General features: G+C 69.8%; 26 protein-coding genes. 20 read left to right on the top strand and 6 right to left on the bottom strand.

Annotated elements, in window-relative coordinates; genetic code table 11:
- Nucleotides 1-45: 45 nt before the first annotated feature.
- A complete protein-coding gene (locus tag E2E34_RS17360; protein WP_138902829.1) occupies nt 46-696 on the bottom strand; it encodes a response regulator in 651 nt (216 codons plus the stop codon).
- Between the two features lie 4 nt (nt 697-700).
- Nucleotides 701-1888 (bottom strand): sensor histidine kinase, encoded by a 1188-nt coding sequence (locus E2E34_RS17365; RefSeq protein ID WP_138902830.1) that lies wholly within the window; start codon nt 1886-1888, stop codon nt 701-703.
- A 108-nt stretch (nt 1889-1996) separates the two neighbouring features.
- Here E2E34_RS17365 and E2E34_RS17370 point away from each other — a divergent pair, with 108 nt between their 5' ends.
- The 3 genes from E2E34_RS17370 to E2E34_RS17380 are packed head-to-tail and all read left to right on the top strand — an operon-like array spanning nt 1997 to nt 4158.
- A complete protein-coding gene (locus E2E34_RS17370; RefSeq protein WP_138902831.1) occupies nt 1997-2929 on the top strand; it encodes an ATP-binding cassette domain-containing protein in 933 nt (310 codons plus the stop codon).
- 1 nt (nt 2930) lies between these two features.
- Nucleotides 2931-3668 carry an ABC transporter permease gene (locus E2E34_RS17375; protein WP_138902832.1) on the top strand — a complete coding sequence of 246 codons (738 nt, stop codon included), beginning with the start codon at nt 2931-2933 and terminating at the stop codon, nt 3666-3668.
- A 40-nt stretch (nt 3669-3708) separates the two neighbouring features.
- Nucleotides 3709-4158, top strand: coding sequence for a hypothetical protein (locus E2E34_RS17380; protein ID WP_138902833.1), 450 nt, complete (start codon nt 3709-3711; stop codon nt 4156-4158).
- A gap of 43 nt (nt 4159-4201) precedes the next feature.
- Here E2E34_RS17380 and mug read toward each other — a convergent pair whose 3' ends face one another.
- The 3 genes from mug to E2E34_RS17395 all read right to left on the bottom strand — a co-directional run bounded on the left by mug (nt 4202) and on the right by E2E34_RS17395 (nt 7160).
- Nucleotides 4202-4759 (bottom strand): G/U mismatch-specific DNA glycosylase, encoded by a 558-nt coding sequence (gene mug / locus E2E34_RS17385; protein ID WP_138902834.1) that lies wholly within the window; start codon nt 4757-4759, stop codon nt 4202-4204.
- A 10-nt stretch (nt 4760-4769) separates the two neighbouring features.
- Nucleotides 4770-6212, bottom strand: a complete 1443-nt coding sequence (gene purB, locus E2E34_RS17390; protein ID WP_138902835.1) for an adenylosuccinate lyase — start codon at nt 6210-6212, stop codon at nt 4770-4772.
- Between the two features lie 210 nt (nt 6213-6422).
- On the bottom strand, nt 6423-7160 hold the full coding sequence (locus E2E34_RS17395; RefSeq protein ID WP_138902836.1) for a GntR family transcriptional regulator: 738 nt from the start codon (nt 7158-7160) through the stop codon (nt 6423-6425).
- 194 nt (nt 7161-7354) lie between these two features.
- On the opposite strand from E2E34_RS17395, the gene E2E34_RS17400 reads away from it, so the two are divergent.
- From E2E34_RS17400 to E2E34_RS17445, 11 genes are all read left to right on the top strand, one after another.
- Nucleotides 7355-7591 (top strand): helix-turn-helix domain-containing protein, encoded by a 237-nt coding sequence (locus E2E34_RS17400; protein WP_138902837.1) that lies wholly within the window; start codon nt 7355-7357, stop codon nt 7589-7591.
- On the top strand, nt 7588-7992 hold the full coding sequence (locus tag E2E34_RS17405) for a hypothetical protein (protein WP_138902838.1): 405 nt from the start codon (nt 7588-7590) through the stop codon (nt 7990-7992). The genes E2E34_RS17400 and E2E34_RS17405 overlap by 4 nt, the downstream gene beginning before the upstream one ends.
- The gene (locus E2E34_RS17410; RefSeq protein WP_138902839.1) at nt 7989-8351 is read left to right on the top strand and encodes a DUF6907 domain-containing protein; all 363 of its coding nucleotides are present in this window, start codon (nt 7989-7991) and stop codon (nt 8349-8351) included. Before E2E34_RS17405 ends, E2E34_RS17410 begins: the two co-directional genes overlap by 4 nt.
- Nucleotides 8348-8539 (top strand): hypothetical protein, encoded by a 192-nt coding sequence (locus E2E34_RS17415; protein ID WP_138902840.1) that lies wholly within the window; start codon nt 8348-8350, stop codon nt 8537-8539. Before E2E34_RS17410 ends, E2E34_RS17415 begins: the two co-directional genes overlap by 4 nt.
- Nucleotides 8539-8757, top strand: coding sequence for a hypothetical protein (locus tag E2E34_RS17420; RefSeq protein WP_138902841.1), 219 nt, complete (start codon nt 8539-8541; stop codon nt 8755-8757). Before E2E34_RS17415 ends, E2E34_RS17420 begins: the two co-directional genes overlap by 1 nt.
- 131 nt (nt 8758-8888) lie before the next feature.
- Nucleotides 8889-10262 carry a DUF2637 domain-containing protein gene (locus E2E34_RS17425; RefSeq protein ID WP_138902842.1) on the top strand — a complete coding sequence of 458 codons (1374 nt, stop codon included), beginning with the start codon at nt 8889-8891 and terminating at the stop codon, nt 10260-10262.
- Nucleotides 10259-10567 (top strand): hypothetical protein, encoded by a 309-nt coding sequence (locus E2E34_RS17430; protein WP_138902843.1) that lies wholly within the window; start codon nt 10259-10261, stop codon nt 10565-10567. Before E2E34_RS17425 ends, E2E34_RS17430 begins: the two co-directional genes overlap by 4 nt.
- Nucleotides 10568-10648: 81 nt before the next feature.
- Nucleotides 10649-10840: a hypothetical protein gene (locus E2E34_RS17435; RefSeq protein WP_138902844.1), complete on the top strand. Its 192-nt coding sequence runs from the start codon at nt 10649-10651 to the stop codon at nt 10838-10840.
- 16 nt (nt 10841-10856) lie between these two features.
- Nucleotides 10857-11042: a hypothetical protein gene (locus tag E2E34_RS17440; protein ID WP_138902845.1), complete on the top strand. Its 186-nt coding sequence runs from the start codon at nt 10857-10859 to the stop codon at nt 11040-11042.
- 81 nt (nt 11043-11123) lie between these two features.
- Nucleotides 11124-11294, top strand: coding sequence for a DUF6257 family protein (locus E2E34_RS35475; RefSeq protein WP_167518304.1), 171 nt, complete (start codon nt 11124-11126; stop codon nt 11292-11294).
- Nucleotides 11295-11379: 85 nt separating this feature from the next.
- On the top strand, nt 11380-13536 hold the full coding sequence (locus E2E34_RS17445; protein ID WP_244315814.1) for an FtsK/SpoIIIE domain-containing protein: 2157 nt from the start codon (nt 11380-11382) through the stop codon (nt 13534-13536).
- A gap of 214 nt (nt 13537-13750) precedes the next feature.
- Here E2E34_RS17445 and E2E34_RS17450 read toward each other — a convergent pair whose 3' ends face one another.
- On the bottom strand, nt 13751-14314 hold the full coding sequence (locus tag E2E34_RS17450; protein WP_138902846.1) for a helix-turn-helix domain-containing protein: 564 nt from the start codon (nt 14312-14314) through the stop codon (nt 13751-13753).
- A gap of 143 nt (nt 14315-14457) precedes the next feature.
- On the opposite strand from E2E34_RS17450, the gene E2E34_RS17455 reads away from it, so the two are divergent.
- From E2E34_RS17455 to E2E34_RS17480, 6 genes are all read left to right on the top strand, one after another.
- Complete coding sequence (locus E2E34_RS17455) at nt 14458-14658, top strand: helix-turn-helix domain-containing protein (RefSeq protein WP_138902847.1); 201 nt, start codon at nt 14458-14460, stop codon at nt 14656-14658.
- Nucleotides 14655-14918, top strand: a complete 264-nt coding sequence (locus tag E2E34_RS17460; RefSeq protein ID WP_244315816.1) for a DNA-binding protein — start codon at nt 14655-14657, stop codon at nt 14916-14918. Before E2E34_RS17455 ends, E2E34_RS17460 begins: the two co-directional genes overlap by 4 nt.
- Before the next feature lie 307 nt (nt 14919-15225).
- A complete protein-coding gene (locus E2E34_RS17465; RefSeq protein WP_138902848.1) occupies nt 15226-16089 on the top strand; it encodes a bifunctional DNA primase/polymerase in 864 nt (287 codons plus the stop codon).
- The gene (locus E2E34_RS17470) at nt 16089-17375 is read left to right on the top strand and encodes a DUF3631 domain-containing protein (protein WP_138902849.1); all 1287 of its coding nucleotides are present in this window, start codon (nt 16089-16091) and stop codon (nt 17373-17375) included. The genes E2E34_RS17465 and E2E34_RS17470 overlap by 1 nt, the downstream gene beginning before the upstream one ends.
- Nucleotides 17372-17623: a hypothetical protein gene (locus tag E2E34_RS17475; protein WP_138902850.1), complete on the top strand. Its 252-nt coding sequence runs from the start codon at nt 17372-17374 to the stop codon at nt 17621-17623. Before E2E34_RS17470 ends, E2E34_RS17475 begins: the two co-directional genes overlap by 4 nt.
- 205 nt (nt 17624-17828) lie before the next feature.
- Nucleotides 17829-18431 (top strand): hypothetical protein, encoded by a 603-nt coding sequence (locus tag E2E34_RS17480; protein ID WP_138902851.1) that lies wholly within the window; start codon nt 17829-17831, stop codon nt 18429-18431.
- Nucleotides 18432-18570 lie beyond the last annotated feature (139 nt).

Consider the following 18570-nt stretch of genomic DNA (forward strand, 5'->3'; position numbering starts at 1 on the left):
GTGAGGTCCACCGGCGCGCCGCCGAACGCGCCGCGCCGGTGGACCTCACCGGGGCGTGACGAAGCCCGACTCGTACGCCGCGATCACGGCCTGCGTCCGGTCCCGGGCTCCCAGCTTGGCGAGCACCGCGCTGACATGCGTCTTCACCGTCTCGGTGCCCACGACGAGCCGCGTGGCGATCTCCGCGTTGGACAAACCCCGGGCCATCAGCCGCAGCACCGCTGCCTCCCGCTCCGTGAGCGCCGCCCGCTCCATGGCCGCGCGCGCGGGGCTGCTGCCGTACTCCGCGGCCAGGGCACGGACCGCGGCGGGGAACAGCAGCGACTCGCCCTCGGCGACCAGCCGGACCGCGTGCACGATCTCGGCGGGACGCGAGCGCTTCAGCAGGAAGCCGTCCGCTCCGGCGCGCAGCGCCTCGTACACGTACTCGTCGTTCTCGAAGGTCGTGACGACGAGGATCTTCGGCGGATCCTGAATGGTGCGCAGCACCGCCCGGGTCGCCTCGATGCCGTCCATCAGAGGCATCCGGACATCCATCGCCACGACATCGGGGCGCAGTTGACGGACGAGCGGAATCACAGCGGCGCCGTCGGCGGCCTCTCCTGCGACGCTGATGTCGGGCTGCGCCTCCAGGACGGCACGCAGACCCGCGCGGACAAGAGGCTCGTCGTCGACCAGAAGAACGGTAACGGGCATCCGCTCAGCGTAGGCCGTCAAGCGGCAGCCTCACGTACACCCACCACTCGCCCTCGTGCGGTCCGGCGTGCGCCTCGCCGCCGAGGAGAGCGGCCCGCTCCCGTATGCCGCGCAGTCCGTTGCCGTCGCCCGGTGGCGGCCCGGCGGCGTCGAGCGGGCTGGTCACGTCCAGTTCGAGCCGGCCCGCGAGGACGGCTATGCGTACCTGGACGGGGACCGGTCCGCTGTGTCGCAGCACGTTGGTGAGCGACTCCTGGAGGATGCGGTAACCCTCCCGGGAGACGGGACCGGCGATCCGCTCCAACTGCCCTGATACGTCCGCGTCCACCTTCGCTCCGGAGGCCCGGGCCGACTCCAGCAGCCGGTCCGCCTCGGCCAGGGTCGGACCCGGACCGGGAGAACGCCCCGATTCCCGAAGGACGAGCAGGACGCGCTCCAGATCCTCCAGCGCCGCCCGGCTCGTGTCCTCGATGGCGGCCAGTGCCCGGTCGGTGAACTCCGCGCTGTTCGCGGCACGGGCGGCGCCCGCCTGCACCACGGCGACGGTGAGGGCATGCCCGATCGAATCATGCAGCTCACGGGCGATGCGATTGCGCTCCAGAAGCCTCTCGGTGCGCTCTTCGAGCGCGGTCAGCCGCTCGGCCGCGGACGGCCCCAGCAGGCGCTTGGCGACCCGGGTGATCAGCTCGCCCGCCCCCACCACCACGGCCATCAGAACGACCAACGGCAGCGGCGAGAGCAGGGCGTACCACCAGTGACCGCCCGGCAACGACCCCAGGAATATGGATTCGTCGACTGAACCACCGGCCGCCAGGACCACCAGGTCCACCGAGGTCATGGGCAACTGGCCGGTGAGCAGGGCCACCGAACACCCCAGCACCAGCCTGACCTCCAGCCACAGGACGGTCCGCCAGCGGTCGGCCCAGGACGCCGAGGGCGCCGCCACGATGACCGCGTCCTCTCCACCGGCCTTGTTCGGCAACAGCAGCAACCGCGCCTGTACGCCTTCCACCTGGCGGACCCAGGGGACGAGGCCGGCCAGCGCGACCAGCACCACCGGCACGTACAGCCGGGAGGTGTCGATGAACATCCACAGGCCGATCACCACCACGGCGATCCACAGATGCACCCAGCGGGTGTACGTGACCGGTCGTGTCAGAGGGCGCAGGAGACGGGACTTGACGTGACGCATGACGTCATCGTGCCAGCGCAGGGCGCGGCGACGGCTCCCCCGTGCGGGGGAGACGGTCCCCTCGGACGGGGGAGGACCGGCCGCCGGCGCGAAGGCCAATCTGAAGCCATGAACAGCATCGACGTCCAAGAGCTCACGAAGGTGTACGGCACCACACGTGCCGTGGACCGTCTCACGTTCAGTGTGCGGCCCGGCCGGGTCACCGGGTTCCTCGGACCGAACGGCGCCGGCAAGTCCACCACGATGCGCCTCGTCCTCGGCCTGGACCGCCCCACGTCCGGTTCCGCCACCGTCGCAGGCCGACGGTACGCGGATGCCGAGGAGCCGTTGCGCCGGGTCGGGGCGCTGCTCGACGCCCACGCGGCGCACGGGGCCCGAACCGCCCGTGACCATCTGCGCGTTCTCGCGGCGAGCAACCGGATATCGGTACGCCGCGTCGACCAGGTCCTGGAGGAATCCGGTCTGGCAGCTGTCGCGGGGCGCCGCGTGAGGACGTTCTCGCTGGGCATGCGGCAGCGTCTGGGGGTCGCCGCGGCACTGCTCGGCGATCCACCGGTGGTGATGCTCGACGAGCCGTCCAACGGCCTGGACCCGGAAGGCATCATCTGGATCCGTGAACTGATGACGCGGCTCGCCCGCGAGGGCCGTACCGTACTCGTCTCCAGCCATCTCATGAACGAGACGGCGACGTTCGCCGACCATCTTGTCGTCCTCGGCCGGGGCAGGCTGCTGGCCGACGCGCCCCTGCGGGAGTTCCTCGACGCGCGCAGCCGGCCCCGGGTCCGGCTGCGCACCACCGCCCCGGACCGGCTCCGCTCCGCACTGGCCCGATCGGGTTTCGCACTGGAGCCCGGTGATGACGGGCGCTGGACCGTGGACGGGGCCAAGGCGGAGGCGATCGGCACGACAGCGGCCCGCGAAGGCATCCCGATCCTCGAACTGTCCGACGAGCAGCCCTCCCTTGAGCAGGCCTACCTCGATCTCACGGCGGGCGAGGCACCGTTCGCGTCCACGTCCCCCACGACCCGTCAGGAGGTCTGACATGCCGACCGCTGCCGCACTGCGCTCCGAGTGGCTCAAGATCATGTCGATGCGTTCCGTCGTCGGCTCGCTGGCGGCGGTCTTCGTCGTCACCCTGTGCATCACCGTTCTGGTGAGCGCCGCGGTGGGCCGATCGGAGGCCCGCCACGCCGGCTTCGACCCCGTCTTCGGCGCCTTCCACGCCGTGAACTTCGGCCAGATCGCCGCCATCGCCTTCGGCACCCTGGTGGTCTCCGCGGAGTACGCGAACGGCGCCCTGCGGACCTCTCTCGCCGCCGTGCCCGACCGAAGCCGCTTCTACGCCGCCAAGATGGCACTCGTGGCCGGACCGGTGCTGGCCGTGGGGCTGGTGACCGGCTTCGTGTCGTTCCTGGCGGGGCAGGCCTTCATGGGGGAATACGCCATGGGGCTCGGGCACCCGGGCGTCCTGCGCGCCTGTGTGGGCAGCGCCGTCTACCTCGCGCTGATGGCCCTCCTCGCCGCCGGCCTGACCACCCTGTTCCGCAGCGGCGTGGCCGTGCTGAGCCTGCTCATACCCTTCGTTCTGATCGTCTCGTTCGTGCTCGGGGACGTCGCGGAGGGGATCGCCGCCTACCTGCCGGACCGCGCGGGGCAGTTGGTGATCCGGGCGCGGCCGACTGGCAGCCTGGGCCCGTGGACGGGGCTCGCGGTCACGGCCGGATGGGCGGCGACGGCGGTGCTCGCCGGACGGTGGGCGCTGCTGCGTCGCGACGCCTGACACAGGGCCAGTTGTCAGTGGCGGGAGGTTTACTGACGACATGAGCACCGCACGGTATCTCGCCCTCATAGACCTGTTGCGCACCCGGGAGTTCCCGGCTCAGCGCCGCAGGACGGAAAGCGGCTTCAGCGGACCCGGCTACCACACGGTGGAACTGAGCGCGGCCGGGGAGCCGGCCGGGGAGCCGGCCGGCGAGGACGCCGCGGACCAAGTGGAAGCGCGGGAGCGGTGCCTGGCCGAGCACGACGCGCTGGTGGCCGTACTCGACGGGCGGTGGGGTGAGGCCCAGGTGTTCGGCCTCTGGAGTCTGCTGGAACGGAGCGTCGGGGGAGAGGCCGTACCGGCGCCCTGGGACGAGCTGAGCGCCGGGTTCGACAGCCTGCACCTGTGGCGGGCCGACGGCCGGTGGATCGCGGTGGGGCTGGCCCTGGATGCCGAGGGGCCGTCGTACGCGCTGGCGGCGGTCGTCACCGGCATCGATCCGCCGTAGCGCGGCGACGCCGGAAGGAGCCAGGCGGCGCGTCTGCCCGCCGCTAGCCTCCGGCCGTCGGGTCCTCGCCCAGTGACGCGGCCCGCAGCCGGGCGAACTCCTCGGCCATGGTCTGTGCGGTCCAGTGGGCGTTGAGCCCGCTCGGGTTGGGCAGGACCCAGATCCGGGTCGCGCCGATCGTCCGCTCCTGGGGCCCGACCGTCGCCTTCCGCTCCCCGAACGCCGTGCGGTAGGCCGTGATGCCCACCACCGCGAGCCACCGGGGCCGCAGCAGCTCGACCTTCTCCGTGAGGACGCGCCCGCCTTCGCGGAACTCCTCGTCGCTTATCTCGTCGGCCCGCGCGCTCGCCCTGGCCACCACATTGGTGATGCCCAGACCGTAGGAGAGGAGTTCGTCCTGCTCCGCCGGCTTCAGCTGCCGGGGAGTGAAGCCCGAGAGGTGGAGCACCGGCCAGAAGCGGTTTCCGGGGCGGGCGAAGTGGTGGCCGGTGGCCGCCGACATCAGCCCGGGGTTGATACCGCAGAAGAGCACCCGCAGGCCGCCCGCGACCACATCGGGGACGAGGCGGTCGCGGGCGGCCAGGAGCTCTTCGGGTGTCATGCCGCGCGGATCAGAGGATCGATCCGGGGGTGTACCCGGCGGCGTCGGGGTGCTGCTTGGCGATCTCCTCGATCCGGGAGATCACGGAGCCGACCTGCTGAGCCGCCGCACCGGTGAAGGACAGCTTGTCGGCCATCAACTCGTCCAGCTGGGAACGGTCGAGCGGGATCCGGTCGTCGGCGGCCAGCTTGTCGAGGAGTTCGTTGCGCTCGGCGCCCTGCTCACGCATCGCCAGCGCCGAGGCGACGGCGTTCTCCTTGATGGCCTCGTGCGCCACCTCGCGGCCGACCCCGGCCCGTACCGAAGCCATGAGCACCTTCGTCGTGGCGAGGAAGGGGAGGTAGCGGTCGAGCTCGCGGGCCACGACCGCCGGGAACGCGCCGAACTCGTCGAGCACCGTGAGGAAGGTCTCCAGGAGACCGTCGAAGGCGAAGAACGCGTCGGGCAGCGCGACACGGCGCACCACCGAGCAGGACACGTCGCCCTCGTTCCACTGGTCACCGGCCAGCTCGCCCGTCATCGAGGCGTAGCCGCGCAGGATCACCATGAGGCCGTTCACACGCTCGCAGGAGCGGGTGTTCATCTTGTGCGGCATCGCGGAGGAGCCGACCTGGCCGGGCTTGAAGCCCTCCGTCACCAGCTCGTGCCCGGCCATCAGCCGGATGGTCTTGGCCAGGGAGGAGGGCGCGCCCGCCAGCTGCACGAGCGCGGTGACGACCTCGTAGTCCAGCGAGCGCGGGTAGACCTGGCCCACCGAGGTGAAGGCCTGCGAGAAGCCGAGGTGGACGGCGATCCGCTGCTCCAGGTCCGCCAGCTTGCCGGCGTCGCCGCCCAGCAGGTCCAGCATGTCCTGGGCCGTGCCGACCGGGCCCTTGATCCCGCGCAGCGGGTAGCGGCCGAGCAGCTCCTCAAGGCGTCCGTACGCCACCAGCAGCTCGTCGGCCGCCGTCGCGAAGCGCTTGCCGAGAGTCGTCGCCTGAGCCGCGACGTTGTGGGAGCGGCCCGCCATGACGAGCTCCGCGTACTCACCGGACAGCTTGCCCAGCCGCGCCAGCACGGCGACCGTGCGGTCGCGCATCAGCTCCAGCGAGAGCCGGATCTGCAGCTGCTCGACGTTCTCGGTGAGGTCGCGGGAGGTCATGCCCTTGTGGACCTGCTCGTGCCCGGCGAGCGCGTTGAACTCCTCGATCCGCGCCTTCACGTCGTGGCGCGTGACCTTCTCGCGCTCGGCGATCGACGCCAGGTCGACCTGGTCGAGCACGCGCTCGTAGTCGGAGATGGCCTCGTCGGGCACCTCGATGCCGAGGTCCTTCTGAGCGCGCAGCACCGCGAGCCACAGCCGGCGCTCGAGCTTCACCTTCTGCTCGGGGGACCACAGGACGGCGAGTTGCGCGGAGGCGTAGCGGCCGGCCAGGACGTTGGGGATGCGAGGCTTCGCAGGAGCAGCAGTCACGTGACCAGAGCTTACCTGTCGTCCATGGAGGTACGTACACATCCATGGCGCGCACGAAACCGCAGGTCACGGGGCACCGGAATGTGCTTGCGCGCGGGGGTCTGTGAGACGAGTGTGAGACGTCCCTAGTAGCAACGAACGAAGGCCCCGCCGCTCGTCCGGCGGGGCCTTCTCCGCTTAGGCGCGGTCTGTCTCATCCCGCCCGCCGCCCTAGTCGAGGTCGTACTCGGACACGAGCTCACGGCCCGGCGCGTGGTAGTCCACGGCGTACTCAGTCGGTTCGCCGTTCTGGTCGCAGTACCGGTTGGTCACTACGAGGACGTCTCGTCCGGTCTGCACGTCCAGAAGCGCGGCAACGTCATCTGGCACCGGCCGGACGGAGACAGCGTCGCGCCGCCTACTGGCTCGGCGGCCGGTCCGGTCCTCGAGGAGCCCGAAGGTCATTTTGGGGAGTGGCTCGGCGAGAGTGAACTCAGGCAGATGCTCCGCGAGGGCACCGCTGATCCAAGTCGAGGACACCGCGGAAACGCCGGCCGCGTCGATGTAGCGGCGACGTCGCACGGCAACCCGCTCGCCGGCCTCGATACCCAGCGCGTCGGCCACTTCCTGGGATGCGGCCTCTGTGCGACCCTCGAGGATTTCGACGCGCTCACCGTCACTGAGCCCAGTACCTCCGCTGCGGAGCATGCCGAGTCGGTCGGCTCCCTGCGTCAGCTGGTTCGGCGTCCGGACGAAGCTGCCGCGGCCAGGGACTGTGTCGATCCAGCCTTCGTCGCGCAGCACGCCGAGGACGCGAGCCGCAGTGGCGCTGCTCATACCTGTGCTTTCCATCAGCTGCCGGGCTGACGGCGCGGGGCCCCCAGGCACTAGCTCGCCACCTTTGATGCGATCAATGATCTCGTTGGCTGCCTCTCGGTACACAGGCAGTCGCTTCGCTTCCCCAGCCATCCAAACTCACCCTTCTTAAGACACCTTACGAAGCCCCTTGACACGACGAAGCTCCTTAAGACACCTTAGTGGAGTGCCCGGCCGAACGACAGGCTGGGACAAGTCAGACATGACAAAGGCCCCGACGGGGGTGTCTCGGTGCTACTAACACCGAGCCCGTCGAGGCCGTGCATCAGGTGACTTGGAGGAAACCGATGCAGGAAAACTCTACCCCCGTTTACGCGGCCACCCCGCCGCCTCTGAAGGCAAAGGAAATCGCCGCCGCCCTCGGTGTCGACGTCTCCACGATCTACGTCGCCATCCGAACGGGCCAGCTGGCCTCGTACCGTGTGGGCGCCGGCCGAGGAACCATCCGCGTGCCGCGGTCCGCCCTCAAGGCATACGCCGCCGAGCGCGGTATCCCCGCTGAAGTGCTGGGGGTGGCGCTGTGAGCATCACAGCACCCGAGAACTTCAAGCCCTCCGGAGCGCTCGTCACTCCGTACCTGTCGGCCATCCCGTCGCAGCCCGAGAGGCGCGCCGCGAAGAAGACGCCGGCCCCGGTTGTCGAGCCGACCATCGACCGCCTGTGCACCGCCCCGCTGGACGAGCTGATCACCGAGACGAACGTCCAGCTGCTCGACTCCAGCATCGACGACCCGTCGTTCTTCGGCGCGGTCGTCGTCCGCCCCCGTAAGCGGACGGTCCTCCTGATGCCGACCCGGCGGAGCGAGATCGAGAACGACGTCATCACCCGGTACCTGATCGGCCAGTCGTTCGGGATGGACCTGACGCCGCTGCCGAAGCCGTTCGGTGTCGCCGTCCACCCGCTCATTGACGGGATTCCGGCGTGAGTGCCCGCACGGTGACCGTGGCCACCAGCGACCACGGTGACGTGACGATGCCCGAGCCGTCCTGGTGCGACGGGCTGCACAAGACGGGCGGCGCCCGGTCTGACCTGACGCACAACGGTCTGCCGCTCGAGGTGGCTTTTAACGACGGCACGGTCTTGGCCTACGGCCAGCTGTGCCAGTGGCCGTACAGCGAGGGCTACCGCCGGCCGTTTATCACGGTCGAGCTGGGCGGCGGTGAGCACGAGTACGACGACGCCGACCTGCTGGAGCTGCAGCAGAAGCTGGCGACGTTCGCCGCGGTCACCATCCCCGAGTTGAGGGTGCGCCTGTCGGCGGCCCTGGTGGAGGCCCGACTGTGAGCACCGCCCTGGTGCGCCGGCCGACCGAGGAGGCCGCGGTGAACGCGGCCTCCCTGGAGGTCCGGGCGCTTCCCCCGATTCAGCTGATCCTCGCCGACCTGCTCGCCGCCAACCGGCTGGGCGACAGGCACGGCGTCAACCTGTGCGCGCACCTGGCTGCGCGCGCCGCCGGAGAGGTGGGCGAGTGATGAGCACGTCCTACAACCCGCTGTACGACCCGGAGACGGACGGGCCCGTGATCGTCCCGCCGCTGCACCGGGCCATCGCTCAAGCCCGCAAGGTCCTCGACGAGAAGGCCCAGGCGAACATCCACGACCGGGACGCGATGATCCGCGCGGCTTGCGGGCTCGACTACGTCCTGCGCGACCTGCTCGCCGCCCTGGACGCGAAGGAGAACGGCCAGTGACTCAGACGCTCAATGGGGTCCCCCGGGCCGCCGTTTCGGGTACGCGCCCCGCTATTCCGGACGCGCTGACTGTCGCTTCGGGTACACCGGCCGCCGTTACGGGTGCGGGTGCCGGACGCGCCGAGCAGACGATGCGACTCCTTACCGTGCTCGCGGTCGTCGGCGGTGCGGTCCTGGCCGGCATCGGCTTCACGGGGTCGTATTCAGCGCTCGTCAGGCTCGGCCAGCAGCACCACTTCGGATGGTTCGCCCACGTCTTCCCCGTCGGGATTGACGCCGGAATCGTTGTGCTGCTGGCCCTGGATCTCCACATGATCCGCAAGCACACCCCTTGGCCCGTGGTGCGCCTGGTGGCGCACTTCCTGACGGTGTGCACCATCGCGTTCAACGCGGCGTCGGCTCCGAAGCCGATCCGTGAGGACCTGGTGGGCGCGGCTATGCACGGTGTGCTGCCCGTGCTGTTCATCGTGTCGGTGGAGGCCGGCCGCAAGCTCGTCATGCAGGCGGCGAACATCGCCGCGGGCACCGAGTCGGCGGGCGTACCGCTGCACCGGTGGCTGCTCTCTCCTTTCTCGTCGGGGGCGATGTTCCGTCGGATCAAGCTGTACGACCTCACGTCGTACCCGCAGGCCGTGAAGCTGGAGAAGGCCCGGATCGTGTACCGGGTGATGCTGGAGCGCCAGTACGGCAGTATCCGTAAGGCGCCGTCTGATGCCCGTCTGCCGCTGACCATGGCCAAGTACGGGCTGAGCGTGGACGAGGCGTTGGCGCTGCCGGAGGAAGCCGAGGAGGCCGAGCGGCTGCGCATCGAGCAGAAGGAGCAGCGCCGCATCGAGGCTCAGGCGCGGGCAGCTCAGCGGGCCGCACAGGCGGAGATTGCCCGCCTGCGGGCCGAGGGGCAGATCACGACGGCCCGACTGTCGGTCGCCGCCGAAACGGGCGTAGCCGAGGCACAGGCACGGGCAGCTCAAGCCCAGGCCGATGCTCTCGCGGCAGCGCAGGCGCGGGCCGCGGAGAAGGGCGCGGCTGCCATCGAGTCGGCGGACGCCGCAGAGGCGAACAAGCGTGCGGCCGAAGCGGACAAGGCCGCAGCCGAAACGCGGCGACGCACAGCCGAAACGAACCAGGCTGCCGCCGAAGTGGAGAAGGCCGCTGCCGAAGCGCGCCGGATCGCGGCGGCCGAACGGCAGGCGGCGGCCGACGCGGAGGAGCGCGCCGAGGCGGCCCGTAAGCGTGCTGCCGAAGCGCAGCTGCGCGCGGTCGAAACGAGGGCCGCTGCTGCCGAAGTGGAGCTGCGTGCGGTCGAAGCCGAGGACATGGCACGCCTTTCCCCGAAGGAGCGGGGCGCCCGGAAGGTCGCCCGGATGATCCTCGCGACCGGCTCATCTGATGCCGAGCAGGTCGAGCTCACGGCCATCGCTGACGCCCTCGGGGTGTCCATCACCACCGCCTCGGAGCGCCGGCGGGAAGCCGTCGACCTGCTGAACGGGGGGTACCGGCCGTGAGCGACCTCCACAAGGCGTCTGCCGAGGCGCTGGAAGCTGCCCGCCAGTCCGACCAGTTCGCGATGATGCTCGCCGCCGTACAGGCCGCACAGCAGCAGCAGGCGCCTGCCTGCCAGCACCAGGCGCCCGCCCCGCAGTCGTCGGGCAGTGCGGCGAAGTGGGTGGGGATCGGCGCCGGTGCCTCGGTGTTCATGGTCGCCCTGGCCCTGTCCGCGGTGGCCGTGGCTATCTCCGCCGTCGCTCTGACCGTGTGCGTGCTCGTCCTGCGCTCCGTCTGGCAGGACGTCCAGAAGGGCCGTAGCTGACGGTCCCTCCGTCCCCCGCGGCTCGTCCGTGGGGGAGCGGTAGGGCCGGACAGTCCGGACCCGAATCGGAAGGAGCACGGCATGTCATTTCAGGCTGGCGACAAGGTGCTGATCGTCTCGTGCGAGGACGACCCCCGCGCGGCCGGTCGGACCGGCCGAATCATCGACGAGGTGCCACCCGGCCGGCTGACCGGCGGCCGGTGGACCGTGCACCGGATCGGGCTGCTGATCGGCCCGGCCCTCTGCCACGCCCACGAACTCCGCAAGGTCTGACCGAGAGGAGCCCGTCATGGCAACCGTCCTGGACTCGCACTTCCACTGCCCCGACTGTCACCCCCAGCTCGTCAGGGGCTCGACCCCTGCGATCTGCGGGGTGGTCATCCCCCTGGCGGTCGTCGGCAGCGGGCCGGAGCGCAAGTGCCCGGCATGCAAGCGCGCCCGCCGGCAGCACAAGCCCGGTCACAAGAAGGGCTGACCGGCTGCCCGATCCGCCGGTCTCGTACCGGCGGTGAGGGGAGCCGGGACAGCCCCGGACCATCCGCGACAGGAGACAGACATGAAGACCGAACCGCAGCTCACCGCAGGCGAGCAGGCCAAGGTCGCCTGGTACATGGCGCGCATGGCGAAGCGGAATCTCGCGGGCGACAACGTCTACCAGGGCGACCTGATCCGCAAGGTGGACCGCATCTTCGACGCCGCTGAGAAGCGCGAGAAGAACGGCAAGTAGCTACACCCCGGGGCGGCCGACTGCCGGCAAGCTACCCGGCCGCCCCGGGCCACCCGCCACTCAGTAGAGAGCAGGAGAGAACATCATGACGGAAACCCTGGCTGGCCCGGTCAACGGGCACACCCTGCAGAAGCTGCACCCGATCAGCCCCGACGCTCTCGACAGCCCGGCGGAGGTCGAGCCGCCGGCCGAGGAGACGTCGGCCGTAGTGGAGGCGGTAGACCGCCCCGACAACCCGTTGGCGGACTGGCTGACCGTGCCGGACGCGCCCGTGCTCCCCGCGTGGGCCCGCTCGAAGGCGTCGATCCTGGCGAACGTCCAGGCGTTCGGCCGGCTCACTTGGTGGCACACCCGCTACCACGGCATCCGAGCCCCGAAGTACCTCGTTAAGACCGTCCTGTTGGCGGCACGGGGCTTCTACCGGGCGACGGTGGGCATGTGGCCGACCCTGTCCGCGCAGGACCACACGGCGGCCGTCAAGGCGCTGCGCGCCCAGTGCAAGGCCCGCCCCGAGGATGTCGAGCTGGCGATGCGCCTGCAGCTGGCGCACGCCGCCCGTACCCAGAGCCGCCGTTGGAGGTTCGGGGCGGCGGCCGTAGGGGTGGCCGCTGCTGCGACCGGCCTCATGCTGGCCACGCCGCTGCTGCAGACGGGCATGACCGCGGCCATGGTCGCCCCGCTGGCGTACCTGGGGCGCGGGCGGGAGACGCACCTGCTCGACCAGGGCGCGCCGCCGCTCAAGGTGGACATGTCCGCGCAGCAGCTCAACGACGCGTTGCGCGCCGCCGGCCTCCTGAAAAGCGGCAGCGGCAAGGACGCGGAGAAGGACGCTCCGCGGGTGTCTTGCAGCATGGGCCCGGTCCGTGACGGGCGGGGGTGGGCAGTGATTTTCGACCTGCCGCGCGGCGGCGGGAAGACGGCGTCCGACGTGCTGGCGAAGCGGGAGGTCATCGCGCAAGAGCTGGGGGTCGACGAGATCCAGGTCATCATGTCCCGCGTCCGCGCCGCGAAGGGTGGCAACGCCGGCCGGGTGTCCATGTGGGTCGCGGACGATGACCCCTACTTGGGCCCCCCGAACCCGTCCCCGCTCGCCTCGCTGGAGCGGTTCTCCATCTGGGAGCCGATCCCGTTCGGGCAGGACGCGCGCGGCAATCGCATCGCCGTACCGGTCATGTGGCAGTCGATGTTCTTCGGCGGCCTGCCCCGGCGCGGGAAGACGTTCACGCAGCGCCTGATGACCGCGGCCGGGCTGCTCGACCCGTGGGTGCGGCACTACGTGGCGGACGGGAAGGGCGGCGCCGACTGGATGCCCATGCGGGCCGTCGCTCACCGGCTCGTCATGGGCGCCGAGGACGACGCGGTGGAAGCGCTCAAGGCCATGCTGCAGGAGCTGCTGATCGAGATGGAACGCCGGTTCGCGATCCTCCGTGAGCTGCCGACGTCCGTCTGCCCCGAGGGCAAGCTCACTCCGCAGATTGTCGAGCGGTACAAGCTGCCGATCATCTTCGTCACCATCGACGAGCTGCAGGAGTACTTCAGCGCCATGGAGAAGGACGACCGGGAAGAGGTCATCAACAACCTGTGCCGGATCGCACGGCGCGGGCCGGCCGCCGGGTTCGTCTCCAACTTCGCCAGCCAGCGCCCCGACGCCGAGTCGGTGCCGACGAAGCTCCGCGAGATCATCACCCTGCGGTACTCCACTCAGGTCGTCGACCGGGCGTCGTCCGACATGGTCCTCGGCAAAGGCAAGGCCGCCCAGGGTGCCGACGCGTCCGTACTGTCCGAGGACCACGTCGGTACGGGCGTCCTGGTCACCGGGCCCGCGTCGTATGTGACCGTGCGCGCGGACTACCTGGACGGCGCCGGGTTCGCCGCCCTGTGCCAGAAGGGCCGCGCGCTGCGGCACGCTGCCGGGCAGCTCGGCGGGGATGCGGCCGGCGACGTCACCGCGGCGGCCGACGCGTCCGGGGTCAAGCTCGCCCCGGTCCTGTCCGACGTGCTCGAGGTGATGCGGCACTCGGTACGGATGTTCACGCCCGACCTGCTCGCCGCCCTGGTGAACCTCGACGAGGACACCTACGGCGACTGGAACGCCGAGCAGCTGGCGGAAGCGCTGAAGGCGGCGGGAGTCGAGCGCAAGAGCAAGCAAGTCAAGATCAATGGAGCGTCCGGGGCTGGCTACCAGCGGCGCGACATCGAGGGCGCAGTGCCCGCAGAGATCCTGCTCGACCCGAACGGGTAGAGGGGGCCGCTACACCCACCCCCAGGAACGGGCCCCGCCCGGGGCGTTCGCGGCAGGTTCCGCAGTACGCCCCGGGTCACGGGGGCCCTTTACCCCGGTAGCGGGGGTGGTAAGGGCTGCTGACCTGCAAGGTAGGGCCGGTAGAGGGGGGTCGAGGTTGCATGAGAAAGCCCCACCACAGGCAGTGGCAGGGCCTGCTGGCGCCCCTCGTCAGTCAGGAAGATCGGCCGGGGCGGCCGGGAGGCAGGAGCCCGAGTTCACGCGCTCGAGCAGTCCAGCGCTGAACGGTGCGGGGGGTCACGCCTTCTGCTCTCGCCAAGTCGGTAGCCGGCCGAGGTGAACTAGCTGCGACTTTCAGGTACCGCAGGGCGAGCCGGGCATAGAAGCGACTGTCGTCCGGCCCGCTCGGATTGCCCAACGGTCCTTCGTGAGCATCCGGCCCCGCCATTACAGCGGCACTGATCGTCGTCTTCGCGTGAGCCTTCCGGGAGCGCACTGCCGTCTCAATGGCAGCCAGCGGCAGGTTCCGCAGCTCGCCAATTCCCAACGCATCTGGGCCCGGGACATAGACGCCGGTGATCACGACACCGGTGTCGTCGAACCCCATCCGGAGCATCAGGCGTCTCCTCGTCTCCACGTTTTCGATCAAGTCCCATGACACAGGATCTTCGATCCCGGTCTTCAGCCCAGCCACGGCGTCCAGCTGGGTCGCACTGTCCTGGTCGATAGGCGAGGCAACTACTCGCCACGGCTGCGGCAGGTCTCGGTCGGTAATCACGAGCCGACGGTATGCGCGATTCCAACGCCAGTCAACGTGACTGCGCAAGCACGTCGACATGCTTGCGCAATCACGACACCATCAGGTACAACAGGGCTTGTCGTGATTGAGCAAAGGTGACACACGACTTCTGAGAGGCACGGATGAACCTCGCTGAACGCATCGAGAAGTACCTAACTACCGAAGAGGTTGCCAAGAGGTATCGCGTCGCCCCGGCGACGATTCGGTACTGGCGGCACGTCAACTACATCCCTACTGGGGTCAAGCGGGGACGGCAGTGGCTGTACGACCCTGACCTGCTCGACCGATGGGACGCCGAGCAGGCTGAGGAGGTTGCAGCGTGACCGCCCCCAGAACGGCCGCCATCGCCGCCACGGTTCGTGGAGGCAGGGGCGCCGACCGCCCCCAACCGACGCTCGCCGAAGTCCGCAGTTGGCCGGCCACCGTCAGCATCCCCCGGGCAGCAAAAGCCCTCGGCTGCAGCAAGAGTCACCTGCACGAGCGCATCAAGCAGGGCAACTCACCCGTTAAGACCATCCCGTTCGGCAGTCGCCATGTCGTCATCACGGCCGACCTCGTGCGTGTCCTGTCCGGAGAGGACTGAGCAGCATGCACCAGAACAGCAACGATCCCCGGCACATGCTGGGTGCCGGGGATCGTGAAAGCCTCGCTGCGGGCGGTGGGCTCGACACCACTCTGCCACAGGGAGACCCCCCGCGTGTAGCAGGACGGCTCGACACTTACCGGTCCCGCTCGGCGAAGTGGCACAGGCAAGTCAAGGTTGATCAGTGCCCCCGGTGCGGACACCCGCACCTGCACCGCGCGCCCCTCCCCCTCGTCCGCTCCGTCCTCAAGACCGCGCCCTGCGGCCTGCTGTACGTCGTCGTCCTGCGCGTACCGGCGGTGGTCGCATGAACTGCTGGACGAGAGCCCTAAACAGCGCCCTCTACGCCATCGAGCGCGGGTACGCCGTCTTCCCTCTCGGCCTCAACAAGACGCCGGCGATCCGGTCCCCGCACGAGAAGGGGCACAGCTGCAGGGGGCAGTGCGGGCAGCCGGGACACGGCGTCCACGACGCCACCACCGATGCCGCCTATGCCCGTCAACTCTTTGACCTCGCCCCCCGAGCAGCCGGATACGGCATCGCCTGCGGAGGCAAGTTCATCGGCCTAGACCTCGACCGCAAGAACGGCGTCGACGGGTGCACCACGCTCCACCAGCTGGCGGACAAGCACGGGTTCGACATCCCGCGCACGACGACCATCTGCACCCAGTCCGGCGGATTCCACCTGTGGCTCTCCGTCCCGGACGGCGTCACCGTGTCCAACTCAGCCGGGCGCCTCGGCCCCGGCATCGACATCCGGGGCACCGGCGGCTACCTCGTCGGTCCCGGCAGCGTCGGGAAGTCCGGTGACTACCGGCTCCACCCCCAGCGCGGGGACGTCGGCGTACAACCGGTACCCGAGCAGCTGCTCAAGCTCATGCTGCCCGCCCCGGCCTCTCGTCCGGCCCGCCGGTACGAACCGACCGGGGACAAGTCGGAGGCGGCCCTGAACGGCCTTGTGCGGGTCGTGCTCGGGGCAGCCGAAGGTACGCGCAACGACCGCCTGTACTGGGCTGCGGCTAAGGCGTGGGCTCACGTGGATGACGGGCATATGGCGCCCCACGAGGTGGAGCGCGCTCTCGTCGACGCGGCCGTTGCCCGGGGCCTGGCTGAGGCCGAAGCACTTCGAACCATTGCGTCCGCCAGGCGCTCGACCGCTGGAGCTGCCTGATGATCCGTGAGGACATGACGCCGGCTGAAATCCTGACCGAGCTCAAGGAGACGATGCAGGACTACGTCATCTTTCCCAGCGAAGAAGCGGCCATCGCCACCACGCTGTGGGCCGCCGCGACCTACGGCCAGCAGGCTTGGCAGCACGCCCCCCGTCTTGTGATCACCGGTCCGACGAAGCGTTGCGGCAAGTCCCGGTTGATGGATGTGGTGTACGAGGCGACTCACCGGCCGCTGATCACCGTCAACTCGACCGTCGCGGCGGTGTTCCGGAGCATCGGTGACGACCCGCCGACGCTCCTCGTCGACGAGGCAGACACGATCTTCGGAAGCCAGAAGGCGGCTGAGAACAATGAGGAGCTGCGCGGCCTGCTCAACGCTGGCCACCAGCGGAACCGCCCCACGCTGCGCGTCGTCGGTGTCGGCACCGAGCAGACCGTGAAGGAGTTTCCCACCTTCTGCATGGCAGGGATCGCCGGGATCGGCGACATGCCCGACACCATCATGGACCGGGCCGTCATCATCCAGATGCGCCGCCGGGCCCCGCACGAGCAGGTGAAGCCGTTCCGTACCCGCCGGGACGCCCCGCGGCTGCAAGTCCTCGGCTTGCAGCTCTCCACCTGGCTGCGCGAGCGCACGGATGAGCTGTGCGAGATCGAGCCGGAGATGCCGCTGGAGGACCGGGCGGCGGACACCTGGGAGCCGCTCATCATCGTGGCGGACCTGGCGGGCGACATCTGGCCCAAGCTCGCCCGCGAGGCGGCATTGAAGCTGATCGGCGAGCGGGACGAGTCGGACGGCAGCGGCTCCCAGGAATCACGCATCCTCACGGACTGCCGCAAGGCGTTCCGCGCCGCCGGCTGGCCGGCCGAGATGACGACCGAGGATTTGCTGACCGCTCTGAACACCGACAGGGAAGCCCCTTGGGGCGAGTACGGGACGAACGGACTAACAGCCCGGCGGCTCGCGATCATGCTCGAAAAGTACGGCGTCCGGTCGGGCAATATCCGGCCTGCGGACGGTCCGCAGAAGAAGGGTTTCCTGCGGATCAAGTTCGACGATTCCTGGGCCCGCTACTGCCCTACGGAGAAGCCGGAAGCCGTCCCCGGCAGTGACCCGTCCCAACCGTCCCAAGCGTCGCTGCCCTGGTCAGCGCGGGACGGGTCGGATACCTGGGACGGGTCGTCCCGTCCCACCGAAACAACCCGTACCAGCCTGACCAGCGTGAATGACGTTGGGACGGTTGGGACGGGACCCGACGAGAACACCATCCCGGAGGCGTCATGACCGATCCCCAGTACATCCCGGGCGGCGGCTGGCAAGTGGCCGGCCTAGGCGAGCAGGACGGCGAAGTCTGGGCCGAGCCCGTCATCGCCTGGGAGTTCACCAACGGTGTCGGCTCCCCCGTGCTGGCGGAGCCCGGCGGCCTCCTCGTCTCCGAGGAGGGCCGCAGTAGCAGCAGCGCCAGTTACTGGCTTGTCCCGCCGGGACAGGACCCGGCGACCAGCCGCTACCGGATGCCGACCAGGTCATGAAATCCCGCCGCCTGTATTGCACCAGCTGCGCGCAGCCACTCCGCCGAGGCACGTACCTGCTGTGCGTCCTCGGCTGCGGTGCCCGGCTCTGCCGCACGGGCCGGCGCGGCTGCATCGACCAGCACACGCCCAACTGCCCGGTTTACCAAGTCAACCGCGGCATCATCCCCACCGCTCAACAACAGCTCACCCGAGGAGACATGCCATGACCCCCGAAGAGATCCGGCAGCAGCTCGACGCCAACGCCCAGCGCATCAACTCCCAGCGCAACCTCACCCCGCAGGCGAAGCGGACCATGCTCGCCCGCGTCTACGTCGAAGCCCGTAACGCCCTCGACCAGCTGCGCGAGGACGAGAGCGCAGCAGTCGGCCGCGAGCGGGCCAAGCTGGAACGACAGCTGTTCGGCACCACAGGCTTCAACCCCGACCCGCAGACCGTCATCGCCAAGCGGGACGCAGCCGACAGGGCAGCACGGTACGAGACGCCCGCAGAAGCCGAGCACGCCATGCGCCGAGCCGAGCGCGACGGGGATCGGATGCTGGCCAAGGCCATCGCATCCCGCGCGGCAGACCACAGCGGTGAACCGTCGTGGGCTGCGCTCGTCCACCAGTACGTGAGCGACAAGCCCACCGAAGCCGAGACCCTCAAGGCGATGCAGTCGCTGCCCGACACCAACGATCCAATGTGGAAGCTGCAGCAGGCCATGCAGTACGGGCTCGGGGCACCCCAGGGACTGGGGGACGTCCAGGGACACCAGGTGGACGCGCTCGCCGCTCTCCCACTCGATGGCGACGTCACAGCAGCATGATCACGAACTCGGCGTCAACGGCACTGACCTTGCTGGCATGACCAGGGTCGGACCGATGGTGCGGCAGCCGGCTACCTCTCTCGCGAGCCGCACCAGCGCCGACGCCCCGACCGGTCACCGCGGCCGGTCGGGGCACCCC

The organism is Streptomyces albidochromogenes (assembly GCF_005981925.1).
GTDB classification, from domain to species: domain Bacteria; phylum Actinomycetota; class Actinomycetes; order Streptomycetales; family Streptomycetaceae; genus Streptomyces; species Streptomyces albidochromogenes.